Annotated in this window: 25 protein-coding genes, 1 tRNA gene and 1 pseudogene; 7 read left to right on the forward strand and 20 right to left on the reverse strand. The window is 50.8% G+C overall.

Translation table 11 applies throughout. From position 1 onward, the window contains the following. Positions 1-33: 33 nt before the first annotated feature. From H8S45_RS11865 to H8S45_RS11955, 19 genes and pseudogenes are all read right to left on the reverse strand, one after another. Positions 34-1,656, reverse strand: a complete 1,623-nt coding sequence (locus H8S45_RS11865) for a relaxase/mobilization nuclease domain-containing protein (protein WP_002602093.1) — start codon at positions 1,654-1,656, stop codon at positions 34-36. Beyond that, positions 1,628-2,026, reverse strand: coding sequence for a plasmid mobilization protein (locus H8S45_RS11870; protein WP_002602094.1), 399 nt, complete (start codon positions 2,024-2,026; stop codon positions 1,628-1,630). Before H8S45_RS11870 ends, H8S45_RS11865 begins: the two co-directional genes overlap by 29 nt. Positions 2,027-2,559: 533 nt before the next feature. Next, entirely contained in the window at positions 2,560-2,763 is a 204-nt protein-coding gene (locus H8S45_RS11875; RefSeq protein WP_002602095.1) for a helix-turn-helix domain-containing protein, read from the reverse strand. After that, the gene (locus tag H8S45_RS11880) at positions 2,753-3,199 is read right to left on the reverse strand and encodes an RNA polymerase sigma factor (RefSeq protein ID WP_002602096.1); all 447 of its coding nucleotides are present in this window, start codon (positions 3,197-3,199) and stop codon (positions 2,753-2,755) included. The genes H8S45_RS11875 and H8S45_RS11880 overlap by 11 nt, the downstream gene beginning before the upstream one ends. Before the next feature lie 207 nt (positions 3,200-3,406). Beyond that, complete coding sequence (locus H8S45_RS11885) at positions 3,407-4,174, reverse strand: class I SAM-dependent methyltransferase (RefSeq protein ID WP_186950129.1); 768 nt, start codon at positions 4,172-4,174, stop codon at positions 3,407-3,409. 50 nt (positions 4,175-4,224) lie between these two features. After that, positions 4,225-6,144 carry a tetracycline resistance ribosomal protection protein Tet(W) gene (tet(W), locus tag H8S45_RS11890; RefSeq protein ID WP_033126273.1) on the reverse strand — a complete coding sequence of 640 codons (1,920 nt, stop codon included), beginning with the start codon at positions 6,142-6,144 and terminating at the stop codon, positions 4,225-4,227. Between the two features lie 670 nt (positions 6,145-6,814). After that, a pseudogene (locus H8S45_RS11895) lies at positions 6,815-6,943 on the reverse strand (Maff2 family mobile element protein); the annotation flags it as partial. Positions 6,944-7,026: 83 nt separating this feature from the next. Beyond that, positions 7,027-7,419 (reverse strand): helix-turn-helix domain-containing protein, encoded by a 393-nt coding sequence (locus tag H8S45_RS11900; protein ID WP_002304334.1) that lies wholly within the window; start codon positions 7,417-7,419, stop codon positions 7,027-7,029. Between the two features lie 5 nt (positions 7,420-7,424). After that, complete coding sequence (locus H8S45_RS11905) at positions 7,425-7,745, reverse strand: hypothetical protein (RefSeq protein ID WP_002304332.1); 321 nt, start codon at positions 7,743-7,745, stop codon at positions 7,425-7,427. A gap of 12 nt (positions 7,746-7,757) precedes the next feature. Further along, positions 7,758-9,509: a VirD4-like conjugal transfer protein, CD1115 family gene (locus H8S45_RS11910; protein ID WP_002588968.1), complete on the reverse strand. Its 1,752-nt coding sequence runs from the start codon at positions 9,507-9,509 to the stop codon at positions 7,758-7,760. Beyond that, positions 9,509-9,991: a PcfB family protein gene (locus tag H8S45_RS11915; protein WP_002304320.1), complete on the reverse strand. Its 483-nt coding sequence runs from the start codon at positions 9,989-9,991 to the stop codon at positions 9,509-9,511. Before H8S45_RS11915 ends, H8S45_RS11910 begins: the two co-directional genes overlap by 1 nt. Positions 9,992-10,027: 36 nt before the next feature. Further along, positions 10,028-10,339, reverse strand: coding sequence for a DUF5720 family protein (locus H8S45_RS11920; protein WP_002304317.1), 312 nt, complete (start codon positions 10,337-10,339; stop codon positions 10,028-10,030). Positions 10,340-10,349: 10 nt separating this feature from the next. Further along, positions 10,350-10,991 carry a DUF3846 domain-containing protein gene (locus tag H8S45_RS11925; RefSeq protein ID WP_002588969.1) on the reverse strand — a complete coding sequence of 214 codons (642 nt, stop codon included), beginning with the start codon at positions 10,989-10,991 and terminating at the stop codon, positions 10,350-10,352. Between the two features lie 54 nt (positions 10,992-11,045). Next, the gene (locus tag H8S45_RS11930; RefSeq protein ID WP_002304315.1) at positions 11,046-11,573 is read right to left on the reverse strand and encodes a hypothetical protein; all 528 of its coding nucleotides are present in this window, start codon (positions 11,571-11,573) and stop codon (positions 11,046-11,048) included. Positions 11,574-11,581: 8 nt separating this feature from the next. Next, positions 11,582-12,508 (reverse strand): ParB/RepB/Spo0J family partition protein, encoded by a 927-nt coding sequence (locus H8S45_RS11935; protein ID WP_002304314.1) that lies wholly within the window; start codon positions 12,506-12,508, stop codon positions 11,582-11,584. Then, positions 12,465-13,292 carry a ParA family protein gene (locus tag H8S45_RS11940; RefSeq protein WP_002304313.1) on the reverse strand — a complete coding sequence of 276 codons (828 nt, stop codon included), beginning with the start codon at positions 13,290-13,292 and terminating at the stop codon, positions 12,465-12,467. The genes H8S45_RS11935 and H8S45_RS11940 overlap by 44 nt, the downstream gene beginning before the upstream one ends. Positions 13,293-13,298: 6 nt before the next feature. After that, complete coding sequence (locus tag H8S45_RS11945) at positions 13,299-14,228, reverse strand: DUF6017 domain-containing protein (RefSeq protein ID WP_002304312.1); 930 nt, start codon at positions 14,226-14,228, stop codon at positions 13,299-13,301. Next, positions 14,225-14,428 carry a hypothetical protein gene (locus H8S45_RS11950; RefSeq protein WP_223385014.1) on the reverse strand — a complete coding sequence of 68 codons (204 nt, stop codon included), beginning with the start codon at positions 14,426-14,428 and terminating at the stop codon, positions 14,225-14,227. The genes H8S45_RS11945 and H8S45_RS11950 overlap by 4 nt, the downstream gene beginning before the upstream one ends. 569 nt (positions 14,429-14,997) lie before the next feature. Next, a tRNA-Arg gene (locus tag H8S45_RS11955) sits at positions 14,998-15,074 on the reverse strand. 440 nt (positions 15,075-15,514) lie between these two features. Here H8S45_RS11955 and H8S45_RS11960 point away from each other — a divergent pair. From H8S45_RS11960 to H8S45_RS11985, 6 genes are all read left to right on the forward strand, one after another. Continuing rightward, positions 15,515-16,882, forward strand: coding sequence for a pyruvate carboxylase subunit B (locus H8S45_RS11960; RefSeq protein ID WP_207724498.1), 1,368 nt, complete (start codon positions 15,515-15,517; stop codon positions 16,880-16,882). A gap of 2 nt (positions 16,883-16,884) precedes the next feature. Beyond that, positions 16,885-17,226: an OadG family protein gene (locus tag H8S45_RS11965; protein WP_054327246.1), complete on the forward strand. Its 342-nt coding sequence runs from the start codon at positions 16,885-16,887 to the stop codon at positions 17,224-17,226. A 15-nt stretch (positions 17,227-17,241) separates the two neighbouring features. Beyond that, the gene (locus H8S45_RS11970; RefSeq protein WP_054327247.1) at positions 17,242-17,619 is read left to right on the forward strand and encodes a biotin/lipoyl-containing protein; all 378 of its coding nucleotides are present in this window, start codon (positions 17,242-17,244) and stop codon (positions 17,617-17,619) included. Between the two features lie 15 nt (positions 17,620-17,634). Then, complete coding sequence (locus tag H8S45_RS11975; protein ID WP_107630929.1) at positions 17,635-18,786, forward strand: sodium ion-translocating decarboxylase subunit beta; 1,152 nt, start codon at positions 17,635-17,637, stop codon at positions 18,784-18,786. A gap of 181 nt (positions 18,787-18,967) precedes the next feature. Continuing rightward, entirely contained in the window at positions 18,968-19,543 is a 576-nt protein-coding gene (locus H8S45_RS11980; RefSeq protein ID WP_159068070.1) for a TetR/AcrR family transcriptional regulator, read from the forward strand. A gap of 144 nt (positions 19,544-19,687) precedes the next feature. Then, complete coding sequence (locus H8S45_RS11985) at positions 19,688-19,984, forward strand: sporulation transcriptional regulator SpoIIID (RefSeq protein ID WP_054327249.1); 297 nt, start codon at positions 19,688-19,690, stop codon at positions 19,982-19,984. 34 nt (positions 19,985-20,018) lie between these two features. Here H8S45_RS11985 and H8S45_RS11990 read toward each other — a convergent pair whose 3' ends face one another. Then, positions 20,019-20,261 carry an AbrB/MazE/SpoVT family DNA-binding domain-containing protein gene (locus H8S45_RS11990; protein WP_054327250.1) on the reverse strand — a complete coding sequence of 81 codons (243 nt, stop codon included), beginning with the start codon at positions 20,259-20,261 and terminating at the stop codon, positions 20,019-20,021. 112 nt (positions 20,262-20,373) lie between these two features. On the opposite strand from H8S45_RS11990, the gene H8S45_RS11995 reads away from it, so the two are divergent. Beyond that, positions 20,374-20,958 (forward strand): nucleoside recognition domain-containing protein, encoded by a 585-nt coding sequence (locus tag H8S45_RS11995; RefSeq protein WP_054327251.1) that lies wholly within the window; start codon positions 20,374-20,376, stop codon positions 20,956-20,958. The last annotated feature ends 139 nt before the right edge of the window (positions 20,959-21,097 follow it).

Raw genomic sequence — 21,097 nt, forward strand, 5'->3', positions numbered from 1 at the left:
TTGTAGGGTTTCGGTATCATTTCGGGGCGGTCTTTAACGCTCCTGTTCACGCTTTTTCTGCTGGCTCGGTGCGCCCCTTAAAATCTGGTCGATATTGCGTCTGACTGTCTGAAGCTCCTGCGCCCGCTGGCGTTTCTCCCGGTAGTCGTTATATCCGGCGTTCTTCTGGACGGTAAGCTGCTCAATCTCCCTTTGCAGGGCTTTGCTGGCTGGCAGCTTGGTTATTCCATGCTCCCGGAAATAACGGGCGGCTGTGTCCGCTATGATAAAATCGCTTTCGTGCTGTTCCCGGTAGGCTCTCCGGGCTTTCTCCGATTTCTGCGCTTTCAGACCGTCACGGGCGGGCTTCGTGCCGATATAGCCCAAAAGGTTGCGCTGCAATTCCTTTTTCTCCCGGATAGCGGCTTCCAGCCCTTTCAGTCCGGCAAGGCTCTCCTGCGTGGCGGTGTTGGCTGCGGAAATGGCAGCGTCCAGCTCGTCCGGGGAAGAAAAGCCATACTGCTGGTAGAGCATGAGGGTAGCCGACATCTGTTTGAGGTTGTGCATGGTCGCCCACTTCTCATAGCCCCGTCCTTTCCCCTCGGCTCGCTTGGCGGCTATGTCTACCATGCGCTGTACAGCGTCATTGTTCGGGGCGTTTTTCGCTTCTTTTTTCGTCCGTAAGCGGTCTTTGATACTGCCGGGGTATTCCGCTATGGCTGCGGGTTTTTCGGCGGCTCTGGCGGCGTTCTGCTCCAAAACGGAGAGGACAGCAGCCCGGTCAAAATCGTCCCCCAGCTTCCGGGCGGTAATTGGCTTCGTCCTGTCCGGCGTGAGGTAACTTAGCCGCCCCCGGCTCTCCTTGACGGTCACACCATGCCGGAGAAGCAGGGCGGCAAACTCATCAAAGCCGGAAGCAGCGGCAAGGGCTTCCCGGATAGTCCGGCGCAGCTTCGCCTTATCCGTTTCAAACTTGGTCTGCCGGGGCGCGATACCGTCCGCAGCAATAGGGGCGTTGGCTCTGTCAAGGGCAGCCTGTCCTTTCTTCTGCGCCCAATACTCACGCTCGGTAATGCGTTCTTTGCTGCCGTTCAAAAGGTCTATCTGGTAAAGCCCCTCGCTGTGGCACATCTCCATGACTTCGGCTTTCAGATAGTTCATAGCTGCGTCCGTACAGCGGTGCTTGCAGCCTGCTTTCCTGTCCGCTGGCCTGTCCATGTGGGGCAGCATGGGAACCTCCGCAATCCGCAGACTGTTAATGACGATATGCACATGGATATTTTCGGTGTGGCTGTGTCCGTCCGGGTGGGTGCAGACAAGGGCCTGGTGTCCGGGGAAATGCTCGGCGCAGAACTTCTCGCCCAGCTCCTGCGCCCGATCAACGGTCAAGCCGTTGTCCGGGCCGTCCCGTGGGTCAAAGCTGATGATGTAGTGGTGGCTCTTTACGTCCTCCCGTTTCTGGTTCTTGCCGTAGCGGAGATTGGAGCGCATACAGGCAACGGCAAAATCCTCCCCGCCACAATTCAGAGAGGATATGCGGTAGTCTACCCTCGGTATGAGCCGCCCGTCTGCGTCAAGGGTGGGCTTCATGGTAAACTCGTCATGCTCGAATGTGAGGTATTTTTCAGCGTCCCCGTAGTTGGCATTTTTAGAGCTGATATGTTTGAGTATCGCCAACGGCTTCACCTACTTTCTGCAAGACTTCAAACTTCAAGGCGGCAAGGTCGGCGGCGGCTCCCCGCACTTCCTTTTCCAGCCCCCGGTAGGGGCTTCCGTATTCGTTCAGGCTCCGGGCAATCTGGTTTAAGTTGCCGCCGATTTTCCCGTACTCTGCCGTGAGCTTGGAGAGGGCGGCAAGCAGCCCGTCATTGACCGGGGAAACGGTGACAATGGGGCGTATGGTCGCTTTCCGTATGGCTTGCCGGATAAACTCGGACTGGCTGATTTCATAAGCCGCCAGCCGCCCGGTGAAGTCGGCGTATTCTTCATCGGTCATGCGGGTCTTTACCACATGACGGCGGTGGGGCGTATTGTATTTCTTTCGCATGGTCTGTGACCTCCTTTCTCGCCCGACAGGGCGCATAGCAGGGTTTGGGGAAGGCACTCCCCAACAAGATTCCCGCAGGGGCAAAAATAAGCGGAGAGCGAATTTTGGCACCTCGGTAGAATCTTGCTCTGAAAAACTCCGGCGTTCCCCGGCTCCCGTCCTTTCCGCTAACAAAACGTTTCAAAAGGGCTTTGCTACCCGCTATTCCGGCTTATCTTGAAAATTTTCCTTTCACTACCTACAACACCACGCAAAGCAAAATGGACGGAGATTTTTAGAATTTCCCCTCTATTCCCTACAACACCACGCAAGCCGGAATAGGCGGACAATGGCAGTATTTTTTTCTTTGATACCCTCTACGGATAAGTAAGGGATTTTGCCAACTGCGGCGGCTATTTTCCCTTTTGTTTTTTCATACTGGGGATTTTCAAAAATGCCAAACAGGAACGAAAAAAAGCAGCAAATCTGTTGAATAGATTTACTGCTTTCTGGTTGCCGGCGAAGCGGCGGTTATTCAGTTGTAGGCGGTAGGGCTATCTCCCAAAGCGGAACTTGAAAATAGCTGTGAGAAGCGTCTGGGTGATGTAGTCCTCTGTATCTTGGTCTACCCGTCCATTCACACGGGCGGCACATTGTATGCGGCGGCGGTAATACTGCAATACAGTTCCCACCGCTTCCGGCTCCCCGCTGGCGGCTTGGACGATTGTTTCATAGGGGAGAAGCCTATTATTTCTCATATGCCATTCCCTCCATTTCCGCTTGGAGCTGCCGTAGGGCTTTTCGGATATGGTAGCCCGCTGTGCTGCGGCTGCGCCCGTACTGTCTGCCAATTTCGTGCTGTGGAATACGCTTGAAAAAGGACAGGTAAATCATTTCCCGCTCCCGTTCGTCCAGCCGTGACAGGGCTTCCGCAAGTAAACCGCTGCTGAAAATGACCGTATCGCCGCAAAGGGTAAGTATGTATTCCTCGTCCGGCTCCGGGGCTTGGAAATATTCATCTGTCGTGCCTAAAGGGTAGTGCTTTTCGTCTGTGAGGTATTCAAGGGATATTTCTCTTTTGTGCTTCCTGCTCCGTGTCCTCGCTGCGTTGATCGTTGCATTTCGGATAACGACTTTGCAAAAGGCATGGAAAGTGTACTCGATATGTTCCCGATATTCTTCTGTACAGGTCATGGAAAATCCCCCTTTCCTCCCAAAAGGGCTGTGGCTGGTTAGTAGTTGCTTTTTATGATAGTAAGGGGCGGCAGCACTTTAGGCTGTCGCCCCTTGATTGCCTACCAGCAAAGGCGGGCGGGGCTGTCAACGGCTGCGCATATGCGCCGTTCATCTTGACCGTTGACTGGCTCGGCTGGGTTTGCTATTTACCCGACAAACTTGAATTTATTTTAAGCTATCACGTTTTACCTTCTTAAGCCTTACTATCATTACCATAGGAATTTCTTTGTTGTTTTTGAAACATTCTTCATAAAATCCATCAATGACAAATCCAGCTCTAAAACAAAGGTTAAAAATATCTTGTATGGAACGATGATAATAAATCTGCTCCTCCGGTTGCCCTTCAATCGCTATACCATAGTAACTGTGCGGTGTCATATATTTTTCAGTCAACGTGATAAAACAAGGGTGTTGCGTTGCAAAGACAAAAATTCCGCTTTCCTCCAACAGTTCATAAACAGCCATAAGAAGTGGTTCAATATCCGTAATATCCATAATTGCCATATTAGAAACTGCTTTCGTAAAGGCTCGATTTCTTTTTAATTCTAATATACTTTCTCTATTGGTCGCATCCGCTACACAAAATTCAATTTGTTTTGCATATTGTGATTGCCGTCTTTTAGCCAATTCTATCATTTTTTTGCTGTAATCAAAAGCGACAATCGAAGCGCCTCTTTGTGCAAGATACGAAGAATAATTTCCATTGCCACACGCAATATCCAAAATGTAATCCGCAGGATTAGGAGATAGAAGTTCCGTTACTTTGGGACGCACTACCTCTCTGTGAAATTCATTAGATTTGTCACCCATTGCATTATCCCAAAATTGTGCGTTTTTCTCCCAGATTTTTTTACTTTCCTCTGTTCCCATGTTCTCTCCCACTCCCAAAATTTGCTTTTTTGCTTCCATTAAATCTTCCTTACTATATTCCATTGTTACCCTCCATAACTTCTGATTGTTGCCGTCTTGACGATTATGTATCTTTACATTACCTTCTGAAACATATGGCGCACCTTGTCCAGGCGGCTGTTTGGACGGCGGGGCTGGATGACCGGCTGACCGACAGCGGCCTGATATCCTTTCAGCTCTGTAAGGCATACGCTCCGCCCGTTGGTGTAAAAGGCCAGATCAGTACGGTATGCCTGTATACAGCGGGCGGGAATCTCGCCAGTAAAGACAACTTCATCCTTTTTTACCTGGGCCGTTTCGATGGTGGCACAGTATTTCGGTGCATCATGATAAGCCCTGGAAAGGTATTCCTGGGGCGCATAGAGGATGAAGGAGAGATAAGGTTCCAGCAGCTGCGTCCCCGATTCCTTCAATGCCTGTTCCAATACAATCGGGGCCAATGAGCGGAAGTCCGCCGGCGTGCTGACCGGACTGTAATAAAGCCCGTATTCAAAGCAAATCTTACAGTCCGTTACGTTCCAGCCGAACAAGCCCTGCTCCAGCCCGTAACGGATACCATCCCTGACAGCGTTTTGAAAACTCTGGTTCAAGTATCCCAGCGAAACCCGGCTCTCGTATTGTACACCGGAGCCAAGCGGGAGTGGTGTAACAGACAGTCCGATGGATGCCCAAAACGGGTTGGGCGGCACCTCGATATGGATGGTGTGGCTGGCTGCTTTGAGCGGCCGCTCCATATAAATGACGGTGGGTTCCTTTACCACTGTTTCAAGCTTGTATTTTTCCGACAGCAAAGCGGAAACAACCTCCAACTGCACCCGGCCCAAAAAAGAAAGAATGATCTCATGGGTGATGGAATCCACCTCGCAGCGCAAAAGCGGGTCAGTATCCGCAAGTTGCGTAAGAGCGTCCAGCAGCCGTTCTCTTTGCGCTGCCGTTTTCGGCGCAATCGACGTCCGCAGCATGGGGAGGGGGTCCTCACGCCACCTTTTACGAGGGAGCCGGGTTGGGTCCCCTAATACATCGTTTAACCTCACGCTGTCGCTGGGAAGGATAACAATTTCACCCGGATAAGCGGTGTCTGTCCGAACAATTTCCCCTTTGGATGGAATACGCATCTCTGTGATTTTCAGCTTTTCTCTCCCGGCCAGGGCCACCGTATCCCGCAGGCGCAGCGTTCCGCTGTATAGCCGTAGATAGACACGCCGCTGGCCGCAATCTGTATACTCCACCTTGAAAACGCTGCCGCATAGGGCGGCGCTCCCCTGTTCCCCAATCGGTTGGAACAGCCCTGTCACCGCATCCATCAACGGTTGAATGCCAAGGCCCTTTTTGGCGCTGCCATAATAGACCGGGAACAGGGAGGCGTCTTGAACCCGCCGCTGTTCCTCCCGCACAAGTTTTTCCCGGCTGATTGGTTCTCCTGCGATATACTTTTCCAATAATTTATCGTTATTTTCGATGACCGCATCCCATGCTTCTATGTCGGTATTTTCCTCCAGGACTATTTCCGGGGACAGCGACACCGTCTGCTTGATGATAATATCGGCGGAGAGCTTATCCCGAACAGACTGAACCACGCTCTGCAAATCAACGCCAGCCTGGTCGATCTTGTTGATAAAGATAACGGTGGGAATGTTCATTTTCCGCAGGGCATGGAACAGAATACGGGTCTGGGCCTGCACGCCATCTTTAGCGGAGATCACCAAGATGGCCCCATCTAAAACAGCCAAAGAGCGGTACACCTCCGCCAAAAAATCCATGTGGCCGGGCGTATCCACAATGTTAACTTTACATCTGTGCCACTGGAAGGAAGTGACTGCCGCTTGAATGGTAATCCCACGCTGCCGCTCCAAAAACATGGTGTCCGTCCTCGTTGTCCCTTTTTCGACGCTCCCCGGTTCTGAAATGGCTCCGCTGGCATATAGCAGGCTCTCCGTCAAGGTCGTCTTTCCAGCGTCTACATGGGCAAGAATTCCAATATTGATTATTTTCATGTGATTGTCCTCCCTTTACAGCCCCAAAGGGCATAAAAATCCCCAGCAGTAAAATACTTTTACCACTGGGGATTATAAGTTGCGGACATACACATATACAGCATACACCTGTTTGTGATTGCTGTTTTTGGGGATATGTCAAAATTGATAAGGCAAAAGTATTCTTAAATTGGGTACAAAAAACTAAGCCCCTACAAAAGGAGCTATCATAATCCTTTGTTCCCACTATTTGATTATAGTTTTATTTAAGAATACCTTGCCGCATATTTTTTACTCCTTTTCTGGATTAAATCATTGTATCACATAAGTTTATTATATCACATCAGTTTTAGGAAAGCAAGTACCTAAAAGAAATTTTTCTTCCCCTTATATGTAACAATCATACCGGCTTCCTAGCGTTCAGAATGTTTTCTGCTGTCTGCTGTGGTGTTTGGTTGGAATTGTCCAACCAAAAGCCGATCCGTGGTGTTGTCTGCATTTTACTAAATACAAATTCAATGTATACAGAAAGATATAAGGAGTGGGAGGGATTCCGCCGTAGTTGGCATTGTAGGAAAATCCAAAAGTTTAGATTTTCCCACAATGCTTATCTTTTGGTCTTTGGTTCGGAATAGTGTAGTGCTGGCGGTCTATCTCTTGTTTTCGGTTGCTTGCTTCCTTACCGTACATGAGCATTTGCGCCGGGGTTATCGTTGCCGTAGCCCTCAAGCAGATTGATTGCACCCCAGATGCCAAGACCTGCGCCCAGAGCGATAACGAGAGTCTGAAGAACGGTTACTGCGCTATTGAAAAATGCCATAATATTTTCCTCCTAAAATTTGAAATTGTTTTGAGAATAGAAAAAGCCCTCCGTACTACCGGCATCAAAACCGGACGGAAGGCTTAGTTTACGAGAATCTTTTCAAGGAACTCCTCGACGGTTATCACGCCAAGTTTCTGTTCCATTCTGCTTCTTGCATATTCAGTTTCACAATCATATATATCACCACCACCTTTCATAAGAAACAGCCAATACATTGACTGCAACAAATCTTCACGAGAAGCACAGATTGTCGGTGAAAAAACGACAGGTGAAACCTTCAGAACCTCTGCGAGTTTCGCTGTGGTTTCTGCATTAGGGGTTCGAGCGTTTTTCTCATACTGAGCAATACGGACATCCGCTGTTTTCTCGGAATACCCCATCAGGAGTCCAAGCTCTTTCTGGGTAAGGCGGCGAAATCGTCTAACGAACTTCAATCGCTGCCCAATAGAGGTATCCGTGATCCACCAAGTCATTTTTTTTACACCTCGCTTTCTGCAAATTCTCGATATACAACCTCATTTTTTGCTCTGCGCTTGCCTACGGCTTCACTGGGAGCAAGGTCAGGGTAGGTTGCCTGCACTTTCTGTCTGCTTCTGCGGACAGTTTCAAACCCCGGAAAGCTGCGTCTATCCAGTTCCTTCAAAAACACAGGAACCGTCATGGCATGAATGTCGATGCCACGCAGACCGGAATAGTGTTCCAGTACCATCAGGTACAAATGATTGTCGGTATTTCTTGCCTTGTGGTCGTGTTCCAAGATGTTCTTAACCAGGGCAGATACCGTTTTCAGATTTTCCAAACAGAAACCTCCTTAATCCGCATCGACTACCACAAACTCATCACCTGCCTTGAGCTTCAACCTTCGACTCAGAAACTGCTCAATGTTGAACTCATTTCTCTTATCAAAGTCTGATGTGTACTTATAATTGGGGTGCTGCGTCAGATCGTACTTGTCAGAAAGAAACGGTCTGACACCACGCAACTGCAAAATACACTTGCTGCCATCCAGAACCGCAAGCTCATCTACGCTCGCAAGGTCTTTGCCTAACTTCTGATAATTCAAGCCGTAAGACGGGCTGTTACCTCTGGTGTTGGAGGTGTTGTAGGTGTCGATAGTTTCTTTTCCCAATGCCTGATTCAGTTCTTTGAGCGTGGTTGGCTCAGAACCACCCAGGAAAATTCGGGAATCCATGTTGCCGATGATGGTATCGGCATTGTCTTTATAAATGGCTTTCAGCTGTGATTGTGCCTGGAGAACAAGGCAAGCCGATATTTCACGGCTTCGGATTGTCGCTACCAGTTTTTCCAGATTGGGAATCTGACCGATGTTTGCCATCTCATCAATCAAGCAGCGCACATGAACCGGCAGTCTGCCGCCGTACACATCATCTGCTTTCTCGCACAACAAGTTGAACAGCTGTGTGTAAATCATGGAGATCAAAAAATTAAACGTCGCATCCGTATCTGACATAATCAGAAAGAGCGCCGTTTTCTTATCTCCGAGAGTATCCAACTGCAACTCGTCATAGGCAGTCACATCTCTGACCTCCTGAATATCAAAAGGAGCCAGACGAGCGCCGCAGGAAATCAAAATCGACTTAGCGGTCTTGCCGGCAGCCAGCTTGTATTTTTTATACTGACGGACTGCAAAGTGATTCGGCTTTTTCTTTTCCAGGGCTTCAAACATCAGATCCACCGGGTTCTGGAACTCCTCATCATCTTCCCGCACCTCCATTGCGTTCAGGAACTCAATCAGGGTGGAGAAATTCTGTTCCTCAACCGGAGCTTCATAGTGGATATATCCGATCAAGGCACAGTAGAGCAGCGTTTCCGCCTTCGTCCAGAACTCATCACCGGCTTTTCCATCACCCTTTGTGTTGGCAATCAGCGTTGTCACCAGTTTCAGAATGTCTTTTTCTGAATGGATATAGGCAAATGGGTTATAGTGCATCGACTTCTGAAAGTTGATGGTGTTGAAAATCTTGATGGTGTAGCCATGCTTCAAAAGGGCGTTGCCGCACTCAATCACGATGCTGCCTTTCGGGTCAGTGACCACATAGGAACTGTGCATCTGGAGAAGGTTTGGCTTCAACCAAAAGCGAGTTTTACCGGAACCCGAACCGCCGATAATCAGAACATTCTTATTTCGGGCATTGGCAGGATTCTTCGGGCGATTGCTCATCATCAGCCGCTCCGTTTTCGTCAGGATCACATTGTCCTCGAACTTTGGTGCAATAAACGGCTCAATATCTTTTGCCGTTCCCCAACGAGCAGAACCGTACTCAACATTGTGTCGGTACTTCTTTGCGTTTTTGCCTTTTAGATAGACAGCCAGCCGAAGTCCTGCGCCGCAGAGAATACCAATCAGCAAATCCAACGGGTGAAAGCTGGGAAACGGATTGTTCAGGGCTATCGGAAGGGCATGAAAAAAGCTGAGGATTTTCGCAGATGAATCTGCCCCCTCAGCCAATCTCCATGCTTCTCCTAAATTCGTAGCGAACAACCCTACCAGAAAATACGGTAAATTCAGAATCAGGAGCTTTTTCATTTTTCTCTTATCCATCACAGATCACGCTCCTGTTTCTTCTCTCGAACCTTCTTCGGAATCGCTGCGACAATTTCCTTGAACTTCTTCAGCTGCGCCAGAACGCTCGGCTTTTCATTCTTGGTTAATGCCCTTGCCTGATGTTCCTTGCAGATTGCATCCAAAGCATCTGCATCTTTAGAACGGACAAAAACAAGAAACCGGGGAGGATCAACGGACTTATCTTTTCTTACGGCAAAGTCCACGCCATACTTCTTGGCGAGCTTTTCAAAATCACGGATACTCTCTTTGTCGATCTCAACATTCGTAGCACCCTGATTCTGTCCCAAAAGCTGTTTCACGGATTGCTTTCCATGAACGGCAGGGTCTCGTGCCTTTTTCATCTTCACTTTTTCCCGGTGCTGCAAATACTTGCGGATACCGGCAATGATAGTGCGCCCCGTCAGCTTGGTTGTGCTGATCGCCAGGTTTACTGTTCTGTTTTCAACTTCTTCCTGCATGATTCATCACCTCCTGCAAGCAGTAGAGTGAACAGATTATCGTGCCATATCTCTGTGGTCGTAATACAGATTGCCCTTGGCAACTGCGGCATGGCTGATAATCTTGATATTGCCAGCTTTCTGGTTATCCAGAGCCTTCTGATAACCCACATCGCTCAAATACAGGCGATTTCTTTCGCCTTTCCAACCGACAGGCGATTCATCGGTCAGCACATCGAAAATAATCATGTGCTTGGTGGCGTCATCAAATCGTGCCAAGTCCATATAGGTATGTCCCTGGTACTCCTTGGCACCATCCTGAATCCGCTTTCGCTCCATCAGCTCTCCAATCGTCGAATTTCTTTGCATAAGAACCTCCTTACAGAACATCTCGGTCAGGGTTACTTTTGTGGGGAACCGAATCAGCTTTGACAGGTGCATCTTCTTTCTTCACCATGTCATCCGGCAGGGGAAGCGCCATAATGCTGCGCCCCATGCGTACAAAAGTCTCAGGCTGATGAAAGTGTTCCTCAAACTGCTTCATCAGTTCCGGGGACAGAGAACAAAAATCATCCTCGCCCAATCCCACAACCAGAAAATCACCGGCGATAATGTCATAAATATCGCCGTCATCATCACGCAGCGCACGGTTCAGTTCTTTGCCTACGAGTTTACCTTCGTCGTGCATCACCAGTGCAACCGGCTCATTGAACGGATAAGTTGCCTCAATATCGCCACCTACGGCTTTCTGCAAATCCTCCAGCTCACAGCCGATCTGCACAGCCTGCGGATACATGAACGGCTTTACCAGCAACACATTCATGGTATCTGCCTGTTCTTTCTGAACCTCCCGTTCCTCGGTCGTGCCGAACGCAACACCGGTAAAGTTTTCGGAGTCCAGAATGTACTCCGAATTGTAATAAGCGGCTCTAACCTGTTCCTCTGCCGCATCGTGAGATTCTGCTTGCACCGTAACCGTTTTCTCCAAGGTTTCGGTGATCTTCACATCGTATTCTTTCAAGTTTCGATACCTCCGTTTCTTTGGAAATAAGAAAAGCGACCATCCATGAACCTGTTACAGTTCATAAATAGTCGCATCCACATCGGCTAAAAGCTCGAACAAGCAAATATCGTCCAGTTCGCAAATCAGGGAACCCATGTCGAAGAAAATATCGTCCTCGCATTCCACCGTAGTAACCACGCTGCGGTGTTCGTTAAGACAAATGGCTTCTTCCTTGTCCATCGTGATCGTAGACATACAGGACACCACATAGAATGTCATATCTTCTGCTAACCACAGCTCCTTGCTCTGAATCGTGCGAACTTTTTCATCGCCGCTCATATCTTCTACATAGGACAGAAGCCGCACGGCTCTGCTGTTCAGAAGTACCTTTCCCTGATAGTCGATACCCTCACCAGCAGAGGACAATACTCGATACTCGCTAATCATCTCGGCATTTTTCTGAAACGACTTTGCCAGAAGCGCAGGAGAAATATCATCGAACTCCTCACTGTAGTTTACGAGCATATCTACCATATAATCAGGATCGCAAAGGTCGTAGAGTTCTTCCAAAGCGCCCTGAATGTTTTTGGGTGTAAACATTTTTTACCTTACCTTTCCATTGATTTTTCTCTTTTTTTCTGCCATTGCTCCAAAAGCTGAATGATTTTATCCTCCATCTGCTTGTTGGTATAGGACTTCGGGAAGTATTTTCGCAACGAATCCGTTTTGAAGGTTACTCTGTCCAGCTCTCCCTTCTTGATTTCATTCATAATCTCGCACATCGCATCCAGCGTACACTCGCCCTCCTGTGCGAGCTTTTTAATTCGCTGTGCTTGCGAAAGGGAAGGAGCTGCTTGAGCATAATCCATTGCAGAAAGAAAATCCTTCTGTTCTTCACTTGCCAGATAGGAAAGCTCCACCGCAGGATTGAATTTGATCTGACCCGTATCTACCATATCCAGCAGTTCCGGAATCAGTTCGGTCAGACGGATATAACGGTGTACCTGATTTCTGCTTTCTCCTGCCTCCTGACCGACTATATCCATTGCCTGCAACTTCATCCCAACTTGGGATGAAGTTAAATCGGTGCGTTGACCTTGATGTTTAATCGCATCCAGCTTCATCTTATAAGCAAATGCTCTTTCACTCGGCAGGATACTCTCCCTCTGCAAATTCGCATCAACCATCAAAATAATGGCTGCATCATCGTCCAGGTCACGAACAATCGCAGGCATGGTTTCCTTACCCGCAAGCTCCGATGCCCGGTGCCGCCTGTGACCAGAAACGATTTCATAACCACCGTCGGGGTCAGGACGGACAATCGCAGGAGTGAGAACTCCGAAATCTCGGACGCTCTCTGCCGTTTTCATCATTTCTTCATCATCAACCACACGGAAGGGGTGTCCCTCAAAGGGGTGTAGCTCAGAAAGCGGAATTTCCTGCACACGCTCCTGCTGGGCTTCAGCTCTGGATTGATCGGTGGAGAAAATATCATCGTACCCCTTCAAGCTGATGTTTGCGCCTTTTTTCTGCATTGTTTAACACCTCCTTCGTCAGAATTTTATAGGCTTCGGCAACTTTGCCTTTGGGATCATGCTTGAAGATACTGGTTCCCTCTGCGCTGATTTCCTCTGCACGGACAGAGCGGGGAATGTCGGTCTTGTAAACCTTCAGCTTTCCGCCGTAGCTCTCCCGAATCAGATTGCTGATGTCTTTGGAGTAGTTGGTGCGGCTGTCCACCATCGTCAGAAGAATCCCTTCAATCCTCAGTTTCGGGTTGATTTGCCTCTTGACCTTGTTGATGGTTCCAAGCAGCTGTTCCAGACCCTTTGCAGGAAGGTATGCTGCCTGAACCGGTATCAGCACATTGTCGGCAGCTGCCAACGCATTGACGGTCAGCATACCCAAAGACGGCATACAGTCAAGAAGAATGTAATCATAATTCTGTTTGACTGTATCCAGGTATTGCCGGAGAATGGTTTCCCGGCTCATGGCATTGACCAGTGCTACCTCCATACCTGAGAGTTCGATGTTGGACGGCACCAAATCAACGCCCTCCGGATGATGAAGAATCCCTTCATCGGGAGTAATAGGGTTTTCCATCATAATCTTTCCCATCAGATCGGAAAGTGTCGGAGACAGATCATCCGGGCAGGGATTGCCCAAACTGACCGTCAGGGAAGCCTGGGGATCGGTGTCTACCAGAAGCACCTTTTTTCCTTCAAGAGCCAAGCCAACGCCCAGATTCTCGGTGGTGGTGGTCTTTCCAGTGCCTCCTTTCTGATTGACCACCGCAATGATGGTTGCTTTTTTCGACATTTATCGTCACTCTCCTTCCTCTCGCTTCATTTTCAATTTCTTAAATCCTCCTTCCAAATATCCGTGTGACATATCGTGCCGAACAAGAGCATCGTAGTAGGTGTCTATTGTCGTCGGCGCATTGTATATCGTAGTCAGCATATACTGACGGATATTTCTAATCTTTGTGGTGTTCTCCTTGAAGCAGTCCATAACATATCGAATGTGTTCGGCATTCAGTTTCATAAACCGACTGCGGACAATTTCTGCCGGACGCTCCTCTGCACCAATGCGAATCAACGGTCGCTTCGTGCAAACTGTTTCAACGATCAACTCCAGAATGTTATCCAGCATTTCGGAATCGTAAGGGTAATCCTTCTTCAACAAATCCATACTGAGCTGATCCGAGAAATAATCAAAGTATTCTTGATACCGGTCATTCTCGTCCATCATTCCACCATTTCCGGAAGGAAAGATAGAATCAGTATCACTAAATTCAGTATTTTTAATATCAGTATTATTACATTGTGATTTCGGAAGTTCTTGAGTTGTGATTTCCATTGTTCCAGAATTGTGATTTTCACAATTCAAGAGTTGTGAATCCACAGCAGAGATAAAGTTCTTCACATAGATCAGGTTGGGCTTTCCCAAACCCTGGCGCTTACGTTCAATCAATCCTGCTTTCTTCTCAAGTTCACTGAGCAGCTTGATAGCCTTTTGTTCAGCACAGTTCAGAGCCATCTTCGCTTCGTCGATTGTAAAAATGATATACACTCTACCGTTTTTATCTATCCAACCATTCTTGGCAGACAGGCTCATGCGGTCAAGCAAAATGCCATACAGCATCTTGGCATCGGCAGAAATATTCCAGAACCTCTCGTTCGTGAACAACACCTTCGGAACTCGATAGAATGTGAATAGATCGGATTGCTGACCGTAAAAATAATCAAAACTCACACGGCTTCACCACCTTCTTTCTGCGGAAAACTTTCTGTTGTCAGCGGAATGCTGCGGAAAGTCGTATCCGTCTTTTCGTAAGGACATCGGGCAAAATAGTAGAAGCGGTATTCCTGTTCATACACATCCATATCAACGAAGCCCCACTTCACGCATAACCTTCTTCGTACACCAACCAATGCACGGGTGATCTCGCCCATAGGGACAGCCATCACATTCCGACTTGGGTTTCGGCGGCAAAGAGATTAAGTAGTAGCAATTATTTCTACCCAGACGGCAGCCCTTTCTGCCATTCGTCCAGAAGTAGCAGTAATGACAGTCGCTCGGCTTGTCTGCGGTATAAACAGGCTTGCTCAAATAAAACACCTCCAATCTCTTGTATTTGCCCATGGGTTTGGGCATAAAAAAAGAGCGCCTATCCATCCCCAATGCGGGGCAAATAGACGCTCTATGTACATAACGATATTTAATTTTATCTGCTATAACTGCATGGTATTCAAAACATCCGCCTTTTTTGATTAGCTGGATTTTTGGCACGATTTTGGGGCTGATTAGCAGGAAGGGCATTTTCATTAGCAAGAACAGCCCGTTTTCTGCTAAAAATTAGCTGGCGATTTTGTCTTATAACAACCGTTCGATTCTGGAGGGGTTGTCAAAAATCAAATTTTGGAGTAGAATTTTATCTCATACAGTGAAAGAGCTTTTTCGTAGCTTTTTATATAAGAAAAGCCGAAAACCCTTGAAAACAAAGGCTTTCGGCGTTGTTCACTGGCGTCCATAAGAGGATTTGAACCTCCGACCCCACGCTTAGGAGGCGTGTGCTCTATCCAGCTGAGCTATATGGACGTGTCTGATATATGATTATAGCCCGATCAAAGTCGAACTGCAATCCCTTATTTAGTTTTTTTTGAGGTGGCCGTTGTAACGCAACCTTAGGAGGCGGACCCTCTATCCTGCTGAGGTACGGAGACATAAATATGTTGTGATTGCCTTTATTATAACAGATGGGTCGCGTTCCGGCAAGCCCCTTGCGCGGCACAACACCGCGGTTAAAAAGGGAGGGCAATACGCACAGTATTTTTATATCATACTGTATGACGGGACGATTGTCAATCCAAGAACACATGAAAATACAGACAAAATAAGCAAAACAACTTTGTTAAAATAAAAACATTGCATGCCTGGGAGGAAAGTGCTATGATAAAATTAAGTAAAATGGGGTAGTAGGTAGAGTTTTGTTTTCATACCCTGTTTTGCCGGTAAAGGAGGGCATATTCGTGAAACAAATGCACATCACCGAAACCGTGCTGCGCGATGCACAGCAGTCGTTGATCGCAACCCGTATGCCGTTTGACGATTTTGAAGCCGTACTGGACGATATGGACAAGGCCGGCTATCATTCGATCGAATGCTGGGGCGGTGCGACATTCGACAGCTGCCTGCGTTACCTGCACGAGGATCCTTGGGAGCGGCTGCGCAAAATCAAATCCCACATGAAAAACACCAAGCTGCAGATGCTGCTGCGCGGCCAGAATCTGCTGGGCTACCACCATTATTCGGACGATACCGTCCGCCGCTTTGTGCGCAGGAGTGTGGAGAACGGAATGGATATCATCCGCATTTTCGACGCGCTCAACGATATGCGCAACATCGAAACCGCCGTGGATGAATGCCTCAAGGCGGGCGGCCATGCGCAGGGCTGTATCTGCTACACGCTCAGCCCTATTCACAATCTGGAGATGTTCGTCTCCCTGGGCAAGCAGATCGAAGCGCTTGGCTGCAATTCGCTCTGCATCAAGGATATGGCGGGCATCATGTCGCCGCAGGAATGCTACGACCTTGTCACGGCGCTACGCAAAAACATCAAGCTGCCGGTTTATGTGCATACCCATGCGACCACCGGCCTGGGCTATATGACCTACCTCAAGGCGGCGGAAGCGGGCGCGGCCGGCATCGACTGCGCGACCTCGTGCTTCTCCGGCGGCACCAGCCAGCCCGCGACTGAGTCGTTGGTCTATGCGCTGGCGCAGATGGGCTTTGACTGCGGCGTGGACAGCAAGCAGTTGAAAAAGGTAAACGACTTCTTCCTGCCGGTCAAGGACAAGTTCTCGGCTAACGGGCTGTTCGACCCCTATGTGCTGTCCACCAAGACCGATGCGCTCAACTACCAGATCCCGGGCGGCATGCTGTCCAACCTGGTGGCGCAGCTCAAGGCGCAGAACGCGATTGACAAACTGGAGGCCGTGCTGGAGGAAACCCCCCGCGTGCGTGAGGACATGGGTTACCCGCCGCTTGTCACCCCGCTTTCGCAGATGGTTGGCGTGCAGGCAACGGTCAACGTCCTGCTCGGCGAGCGGTATAAATCCATCGGCAAGGAGATCAAAAGCTATATCAAGGGCGAATATGGCAAGGCGCCGGGCAAAATTGCTCCGGAGCTGGCGAAAAAGGTGCTGGGCGACGAGCAGCCGATGACCGGCCGCTTCGCGGATACGCTCAAGCCGGAATTTGAAGAGGCGAAGGCCTACCTGGGTAGCCGCGCGCGGAGCGAGGAGGACGTGCTTTCCTACATCGCGTTCCCGCAACAGGCGGAGCAGTATTTTGACCGCCGCGATCAGACCTTTACCGCAAGTTATTCGTTCAAGGAGGTCGGTTGACTATGATACAAGGACCGCTTAGTCCGGTCGAGGCAGTGATGGTTGCGCTGTCCGGCTTTGTGATCGTATTTTTGATGCTGGCATTATTGTGGGGCGTCATCATTGTGGTGTCCCGTATCGTCGGCGGCGTGGAAAAGAAAGCCGCGCCGGTCGCGGCGGCGTCCCAGCCCGCAGCGGCTCCGGTTGCTGCGCCCGCTGCCGCGCCCGCGCCGGCCGCCGCAGCGTCGCAGGTCGTGCTGGAGGGCGTTGACGAAACACAGGCGGCATGCGTAATGGCGATCGTAAGCCATGAAACGGGCATTCCGCTCGACCAGCTCGTGTTCAAGTCTATCAAGGCTGTATAAGGGGGAAAGAAAACAATGAAATATCTGGTTACACTCAATGGGAAACAGTATGAGGTTGAGGTGGACAAGGGCTCCGCAAGCGCGGTCTGCGTCGGGAGCGCGCCGGCGGCTCCGGAGGCCGCACCCGCACCGGCTGCAGCGCCGGCTCCGGCTGCCGCGCCCGCACCGGCGGCTCCGGCTGGCGGTGAGATCGTCGCGGCGCCCATGCCGGGTACGATTCTGGATGTCCGCTGCGCGGCGGGACAGGCGGTAAAGGCGGGCGACGTCCTGTTCATCTTGGAAGCGATGAAGATGGAAAATGAGATCTGTGCGCCGCATGATGGTACCGTCGGTTCGGTCAGCGTGCAGAAGGGCGCGACCGTTGAAACCGGTACGGCGCTTTGCACGATGTAACGGGAGGCGCGTAACATGCAATTTTCATTTATAGGCGCGCTGGAGGAGATCCTGGCCGGCTCGGGCTTCGCCGCATTGTTCAGCGACCCGCGCAGCCTGGTCATGATCCTGATCGCGTTTGTGCTGCTGTTTCTCGGCATCGGCAAAAAGTTTGAGCCGTTGCTGCTTGTACCGATCGCGTTCGGCATCCTGCTGGCGAACTTCCCCCTGACCGGCCTGCTCAACGCGCCGGCAAACGGCGCCAGCCCCGGCATGCTGTGGGTGTTCTATCAGGGGGTAGAGCATGCGATCTACCCCTCGCTGATTTTCCTTGGCATCGGCGCGATGACCGACTTCGGCCCCTTGATCGCGCGGCCGTCCTCGCTGTTGCTGGGCGCGGCGGCGCAGCTCGGCATTTTTGCCGCGTTCCTGATGGCGCTGGCGCTGGGCTTTGCCCCGAATGTAGCTGCTTCGATCGGCATTATCGGCGGCGCGGACGGCCCGACCGCTATCCTGGTCACCTCGCGTCTGGCTGCGGATTACCTGCCTGCAATCGCGATCGCCGCGTATTCCTATATGGCGCTTATCCCCCTGATACAGCCGCCGCTGATGCGCGCGCTGACGACCAAAAAGGAGCGCGAGATCAAGATGGAGCAGCTCCGTCCGGTGTCCAAGACCGAGAAGATCGTGTTCCCCATCGCGGTAGCGACCGTGGTTATCCTGCTCATTCCGGATACGGCGCCGCTGATCGGCATGCTGATGCTGGGCAACCTGTTCCGCGAATGCGGCGTGACCGATCGTTTGTCCGACACGGCACAAAACACGCTGTGCAATATCGTCACCATCTTCCTCGGCCTGTCTGTCGGGTGTAAGGCGGTCGCGGAGAAGTTCCTGACCATGGAGACGATCAAGATCATCGTCCTCGGCTTGATCGCGTTCATGTTCTCCACGATCGGCGGCCTGCTGTTCGGCAAGATCATGTGCAAGCTGTCGGGCGGCAAGGTCAACCCGCTGATCGGCTCGGCCGGCGTTTCCGCAGTCCCAATGGCCGCGCGCGTTTCGCAGGTCGAAGGCCAGAAGGCCAACCCGGCAAACTTCCTGCTCATGCACGCCATGGGTCCGAACGTTGCGGGCGTAATCGGCTCCGCTGTCGCGGCGGGCTTCCTGCTGAAAGTATTCGGCGCGTAAGCGGGCGCCGCAAAAACAGAGCGCAAGGGCGCCGGACGATTCCGGCGCCCTTTTCCGTGGGAATAGAGGCGCGGGAAGGCCTGAAAACTGACGCAGTCTTAACGCCTGTAAAACCCATTTGTATTGACAAAATACGCCATAATGCTATAATATAGGAAGAAATGAACGGGTGGTCTTTATTGTGCAGGTTTTGAAAGACGAGCTACGGCATAAGATTTTGCTGGAATCCCAGCATCTATTTCTGCAGAAAGGGTATGACCGGACCTCTCTGCAGATGATTGCGGATAAGGTCAATATCAGCAAGAGCAATCTGTACCATTACTTCAAAAACAAGGAAGAGTTATTTTACGAGCTGACGGACGGCGCCGCGGAGGGGCTCAAGCGCCTGATTATGCGCTTTCGGGACAAGCGCTTTGACCCGCGCACCGGCGCGCGCGAATACCAGGTCCTGCTGACGGAAGAGGTCATTTCTTTGCTGCTGGCCGAGAAATACGGCCTGCTGCTCATTATGGAGCAGTCGCAGGGGACACGGTATGAGGGGCTGCGCAGTAGCCTGATCGATATGCTGGCGGCAAAGACTGCGCCGCTGCTGGCAGATGAGGACAACTGCTTGCTGCTGGCACAGATCATGGCCCGCAACCTGATTGACGGGACCGTGCAGATATTAAAGAACCGCGTCCGTCCGCGCGAGGTGCGGACCGGATTGAACCGGCTGGTGGAATACCATACACAAGGGATCAATGCGCTGCTCAAATGAAGCGGCGCATTTTTTTGCGGGAAGCGGCGGCGCGTTTTGCGGATAAGTCGGCCGGAGCAACTCCGGCAAAAAGCGCGTTCTACCTGCCTTTTGCGCTGCATAGATTTGTAGTAATCAAAGCGTCGACAGGCAGGGGGGACGATCGTGAAAGGCTTACCCGAAGAGCGGGCGGTCCGGCTCGCACAATATATGATCGAAGAAAAGGCGACGGTGCGCCAAACGGCGGCCAAATTTGGCATTTCTAAATCAACGGTACATAAGGATATTACGACAAGGCTGAAAAAGCTCAACGCCGTGCTGTATGACCGCGTGCAGGAGGTGCTGTACACCAATAAAAAGGAGCGGCACATCCGCGGCGGCATGGCGACGCGGGAGAAATACCGCACCCAGGCGGGGCGGGATACTGCGCGGCAGGGAAAAAAGAACGGCCACCCTTGCTGAAGAGGGTGGCCGGCCTATGTACGCATCAGATCAATCAGATAGATTCCAAATCATGAATGCAGTTGCGGCAGACGTTTTTATCCTTGAAGTGGATTACGTCCTTTGAGCTGCCGCAGAAGACGCAGGCAGGCTCGTACTTTTTCAGGATGATTTGGCTGCCCTCCACATAGATTTCCAGGGCGTCTTTCACATCGATATCGAGCGTCCTGCGCAGCTCGATCGGTAGTACGATTCGGCCCAGTTCGTCAACCTTACGGACAATACCAGTGGATTTCATTTGATATACACTCCTTCATTCTTCATTCATTCCTTTGCCAGCATCAATCCATGTTGCGGCTCCCTGTATGGAGGAGACCGGCTTTTTTCTACAAGGGAGGGGAGAGGCGTAAATGCTTTCCGTGATCTGGGTCGCATTTCTGGCCCTGGCCCTGCTTTGCGGGGCGGTGACCGGCCGGTTGGACGCGGTCACTGCCGCAGTGGGAACAGGCGCGTCGGAAGCGGTCACGTTAGCCATCAGCATCGCCGGCCTGATGTGCTTTTGGAGCGGCGTGATGGAGGTGATCCGCGCTTCCGGATTGGCGGAAAAGCTGTCCCATGCGCTTACGCCCCTGCTCCGGCCGCTGTTTGGCAAGGCAGCGAACGACAGAGAGGCCATGGAACTGGTGAGCGCCAATGTGACGGCAAACCTGCTGGGACTGTCCAATGCGGCTACGCCGCTGGGGCTGCGCGCAGTCGACCGGCTGTACACGCTTGCCGGCCGGCGCGGTTCGCCGGATACCGTTTTGACATTGATCACCTTGAATACGGCGTCCATACAGATCATCCCGTCCACGGTGGCGGCGGTACGCGCGTCGTGCGGCGCTGCAGCGCCGTTTGACATCATGCCGGCGGTTTGGGGGGCGTCCGTGGCGTCTGTCGCGGTCGTCCTGCTGAGTGCGCGTATCCTCCGCCCGCTATTTCCCGATGAAAAATAAGGGGAAATACCTGTTCGGATTACAATTTGTATTATTGCATATGGAAAGCACAAAAAATGTCGAATTGCCTGTTATTTCCAAAAATATTTCCTAAAATTTGAAAATAAACGCGGGCTAGCGGGAAAGGGGAGGAAACATG

This window comes from Agathobaculum faecis (genome assembly GCF_014287995.1).
GTDB classification, from domain to species: Bacteria; Bacillota; Clostridia; order Oscillospirales; family Butyricicoccaceae; genus Agathobaculum; species Agathobaculum ammoniilyticum.

Bases quoted from the DNA above. Each gene is read 5' to 3' on its own strand.
- H8S45_RS11870 (WP_002602094.1), bottom strand. From the start codon at position 2,026: ATGCGAAAGAAATACAATACGCCCCACCGCCGTCATGTGGTAAAGACC.
- H8S45_RS11875 (WP_002602095.1), bottom strand. From the start codon at position 2,763: ATGAGAAATAATAGGCTTCTCCCCTATGAAACAATCGTCCAAGCCGCC.
- H8S45_RS11880 (WP_002602096.1), bottom strand. From the start codon at position 3,199: ATGACCTGTACAGAAGAATATCGGGAACATATCGAGTACACTTTCCAT.
- H8S45_RS11885 (WP_186950129.1), bottom strand. From the start codon at position 4,174: ATGGAATATAGTAAGGAAGATTTAATGGAAGCAAAAAAGCAAATTTTG.
- H8S45_RS11900 (WP_002304334.1), bottom strand. From the start codon at position 7,419: ATGACTTGGTGGATCACGGATACCTCTATTGGGCAGCGATTGAAGTTC.
- H8S45_RS11910 (WP_002588968.1), bottom strand. From the start codon at position 9,509: ATGGATAAGAGAAAAATGAAAAAGCTCCTGATTCTGAATTTACCGTAT.
- H8S45_RS11915 (WP_002304320.1), bottom strand. From the start codon at position 9,991: ATGCAGGAAGAAGTTGAAAACAGAACAGTAAACCTGGCGATCAGCACA.
- H8S45_RS11920 (WP_002304317.1), bottom strand. From the start codon at position 10,339: ATGCAAAGAAATTCGACGATTGGAGAGCTGATGGAGCGAAAGCGGATT.
- H8S45_RS11930 (WP_002304315.1), bottom strand. From the start codon at position 11,573: ATGTTTACACCCAAAAACATTCAGGGCGCTTTGGAAGAACTCTACGAC.
- H8S45_RS11935 (WP_002304314.1), bottom strand. From the start codon at position 12,508: ATGCAGAAAAAAGGCGCAAACATCAGCTTGAAGGGGTACGATGATATT.
- H8S45_RS11940 (WP_002304313.1), bottom strand. From the start codon at position 13,292: ATGTCGAAAAAAGCAACCATCATTGCGGTGGTCAATCAGAAAGGAGGC.
- H8S45_RS11950 (WP_223385014.1), bottom strand. From the start codon at position 14,428: ATGGGCGAGATCACCCGTGCATTGGTTGGTGTACGAAGAAGGTTATGC.
- H8S45_RS11960 (WP_207724498.1), top strand. From the start codon at position 15,515: ATGCACATCACCGAAACCGTGCTGCGCGATGCACAGCAGTCGTTGATC.
- H8S45_RS11965 (WP_054327246.1), top strand. From the start codon at position 16,885: ATGATACAAGGACCGCTTAGTCCGGTCGAGGCAGTGATGGTTGCGCTG.
- H8S45_RS11970 (WP_054327247.1), top strand. From the start codon at position 17,242: ATGAAATATCTGGTTACACTCAATGGGAAACAGTATGAGGTTGAGGTG.
- H8S45_RS11975 (WP_107630929.1), top strand. From the start codon at position 17,635: ATGCAATTTTCATTTATAGGCGCGCTGGAGGAGATCCTGGCCGGCTCG.
- H8S45_RS11990 (WP_054327250.1), bottom strand. From the start codon at position 20,261: ATGAAATCCACTGGTATTGTCCGTAAGGTTGACGAACTGGGCCGAATC.
- H8S45_RS11995 (WP_054327251.1), top strand. From the start codon at position 20,374: ATGCTTTCCGTGATCTGGGTCGCATTTCTGGCCCTGGCCCTGCTTTGC.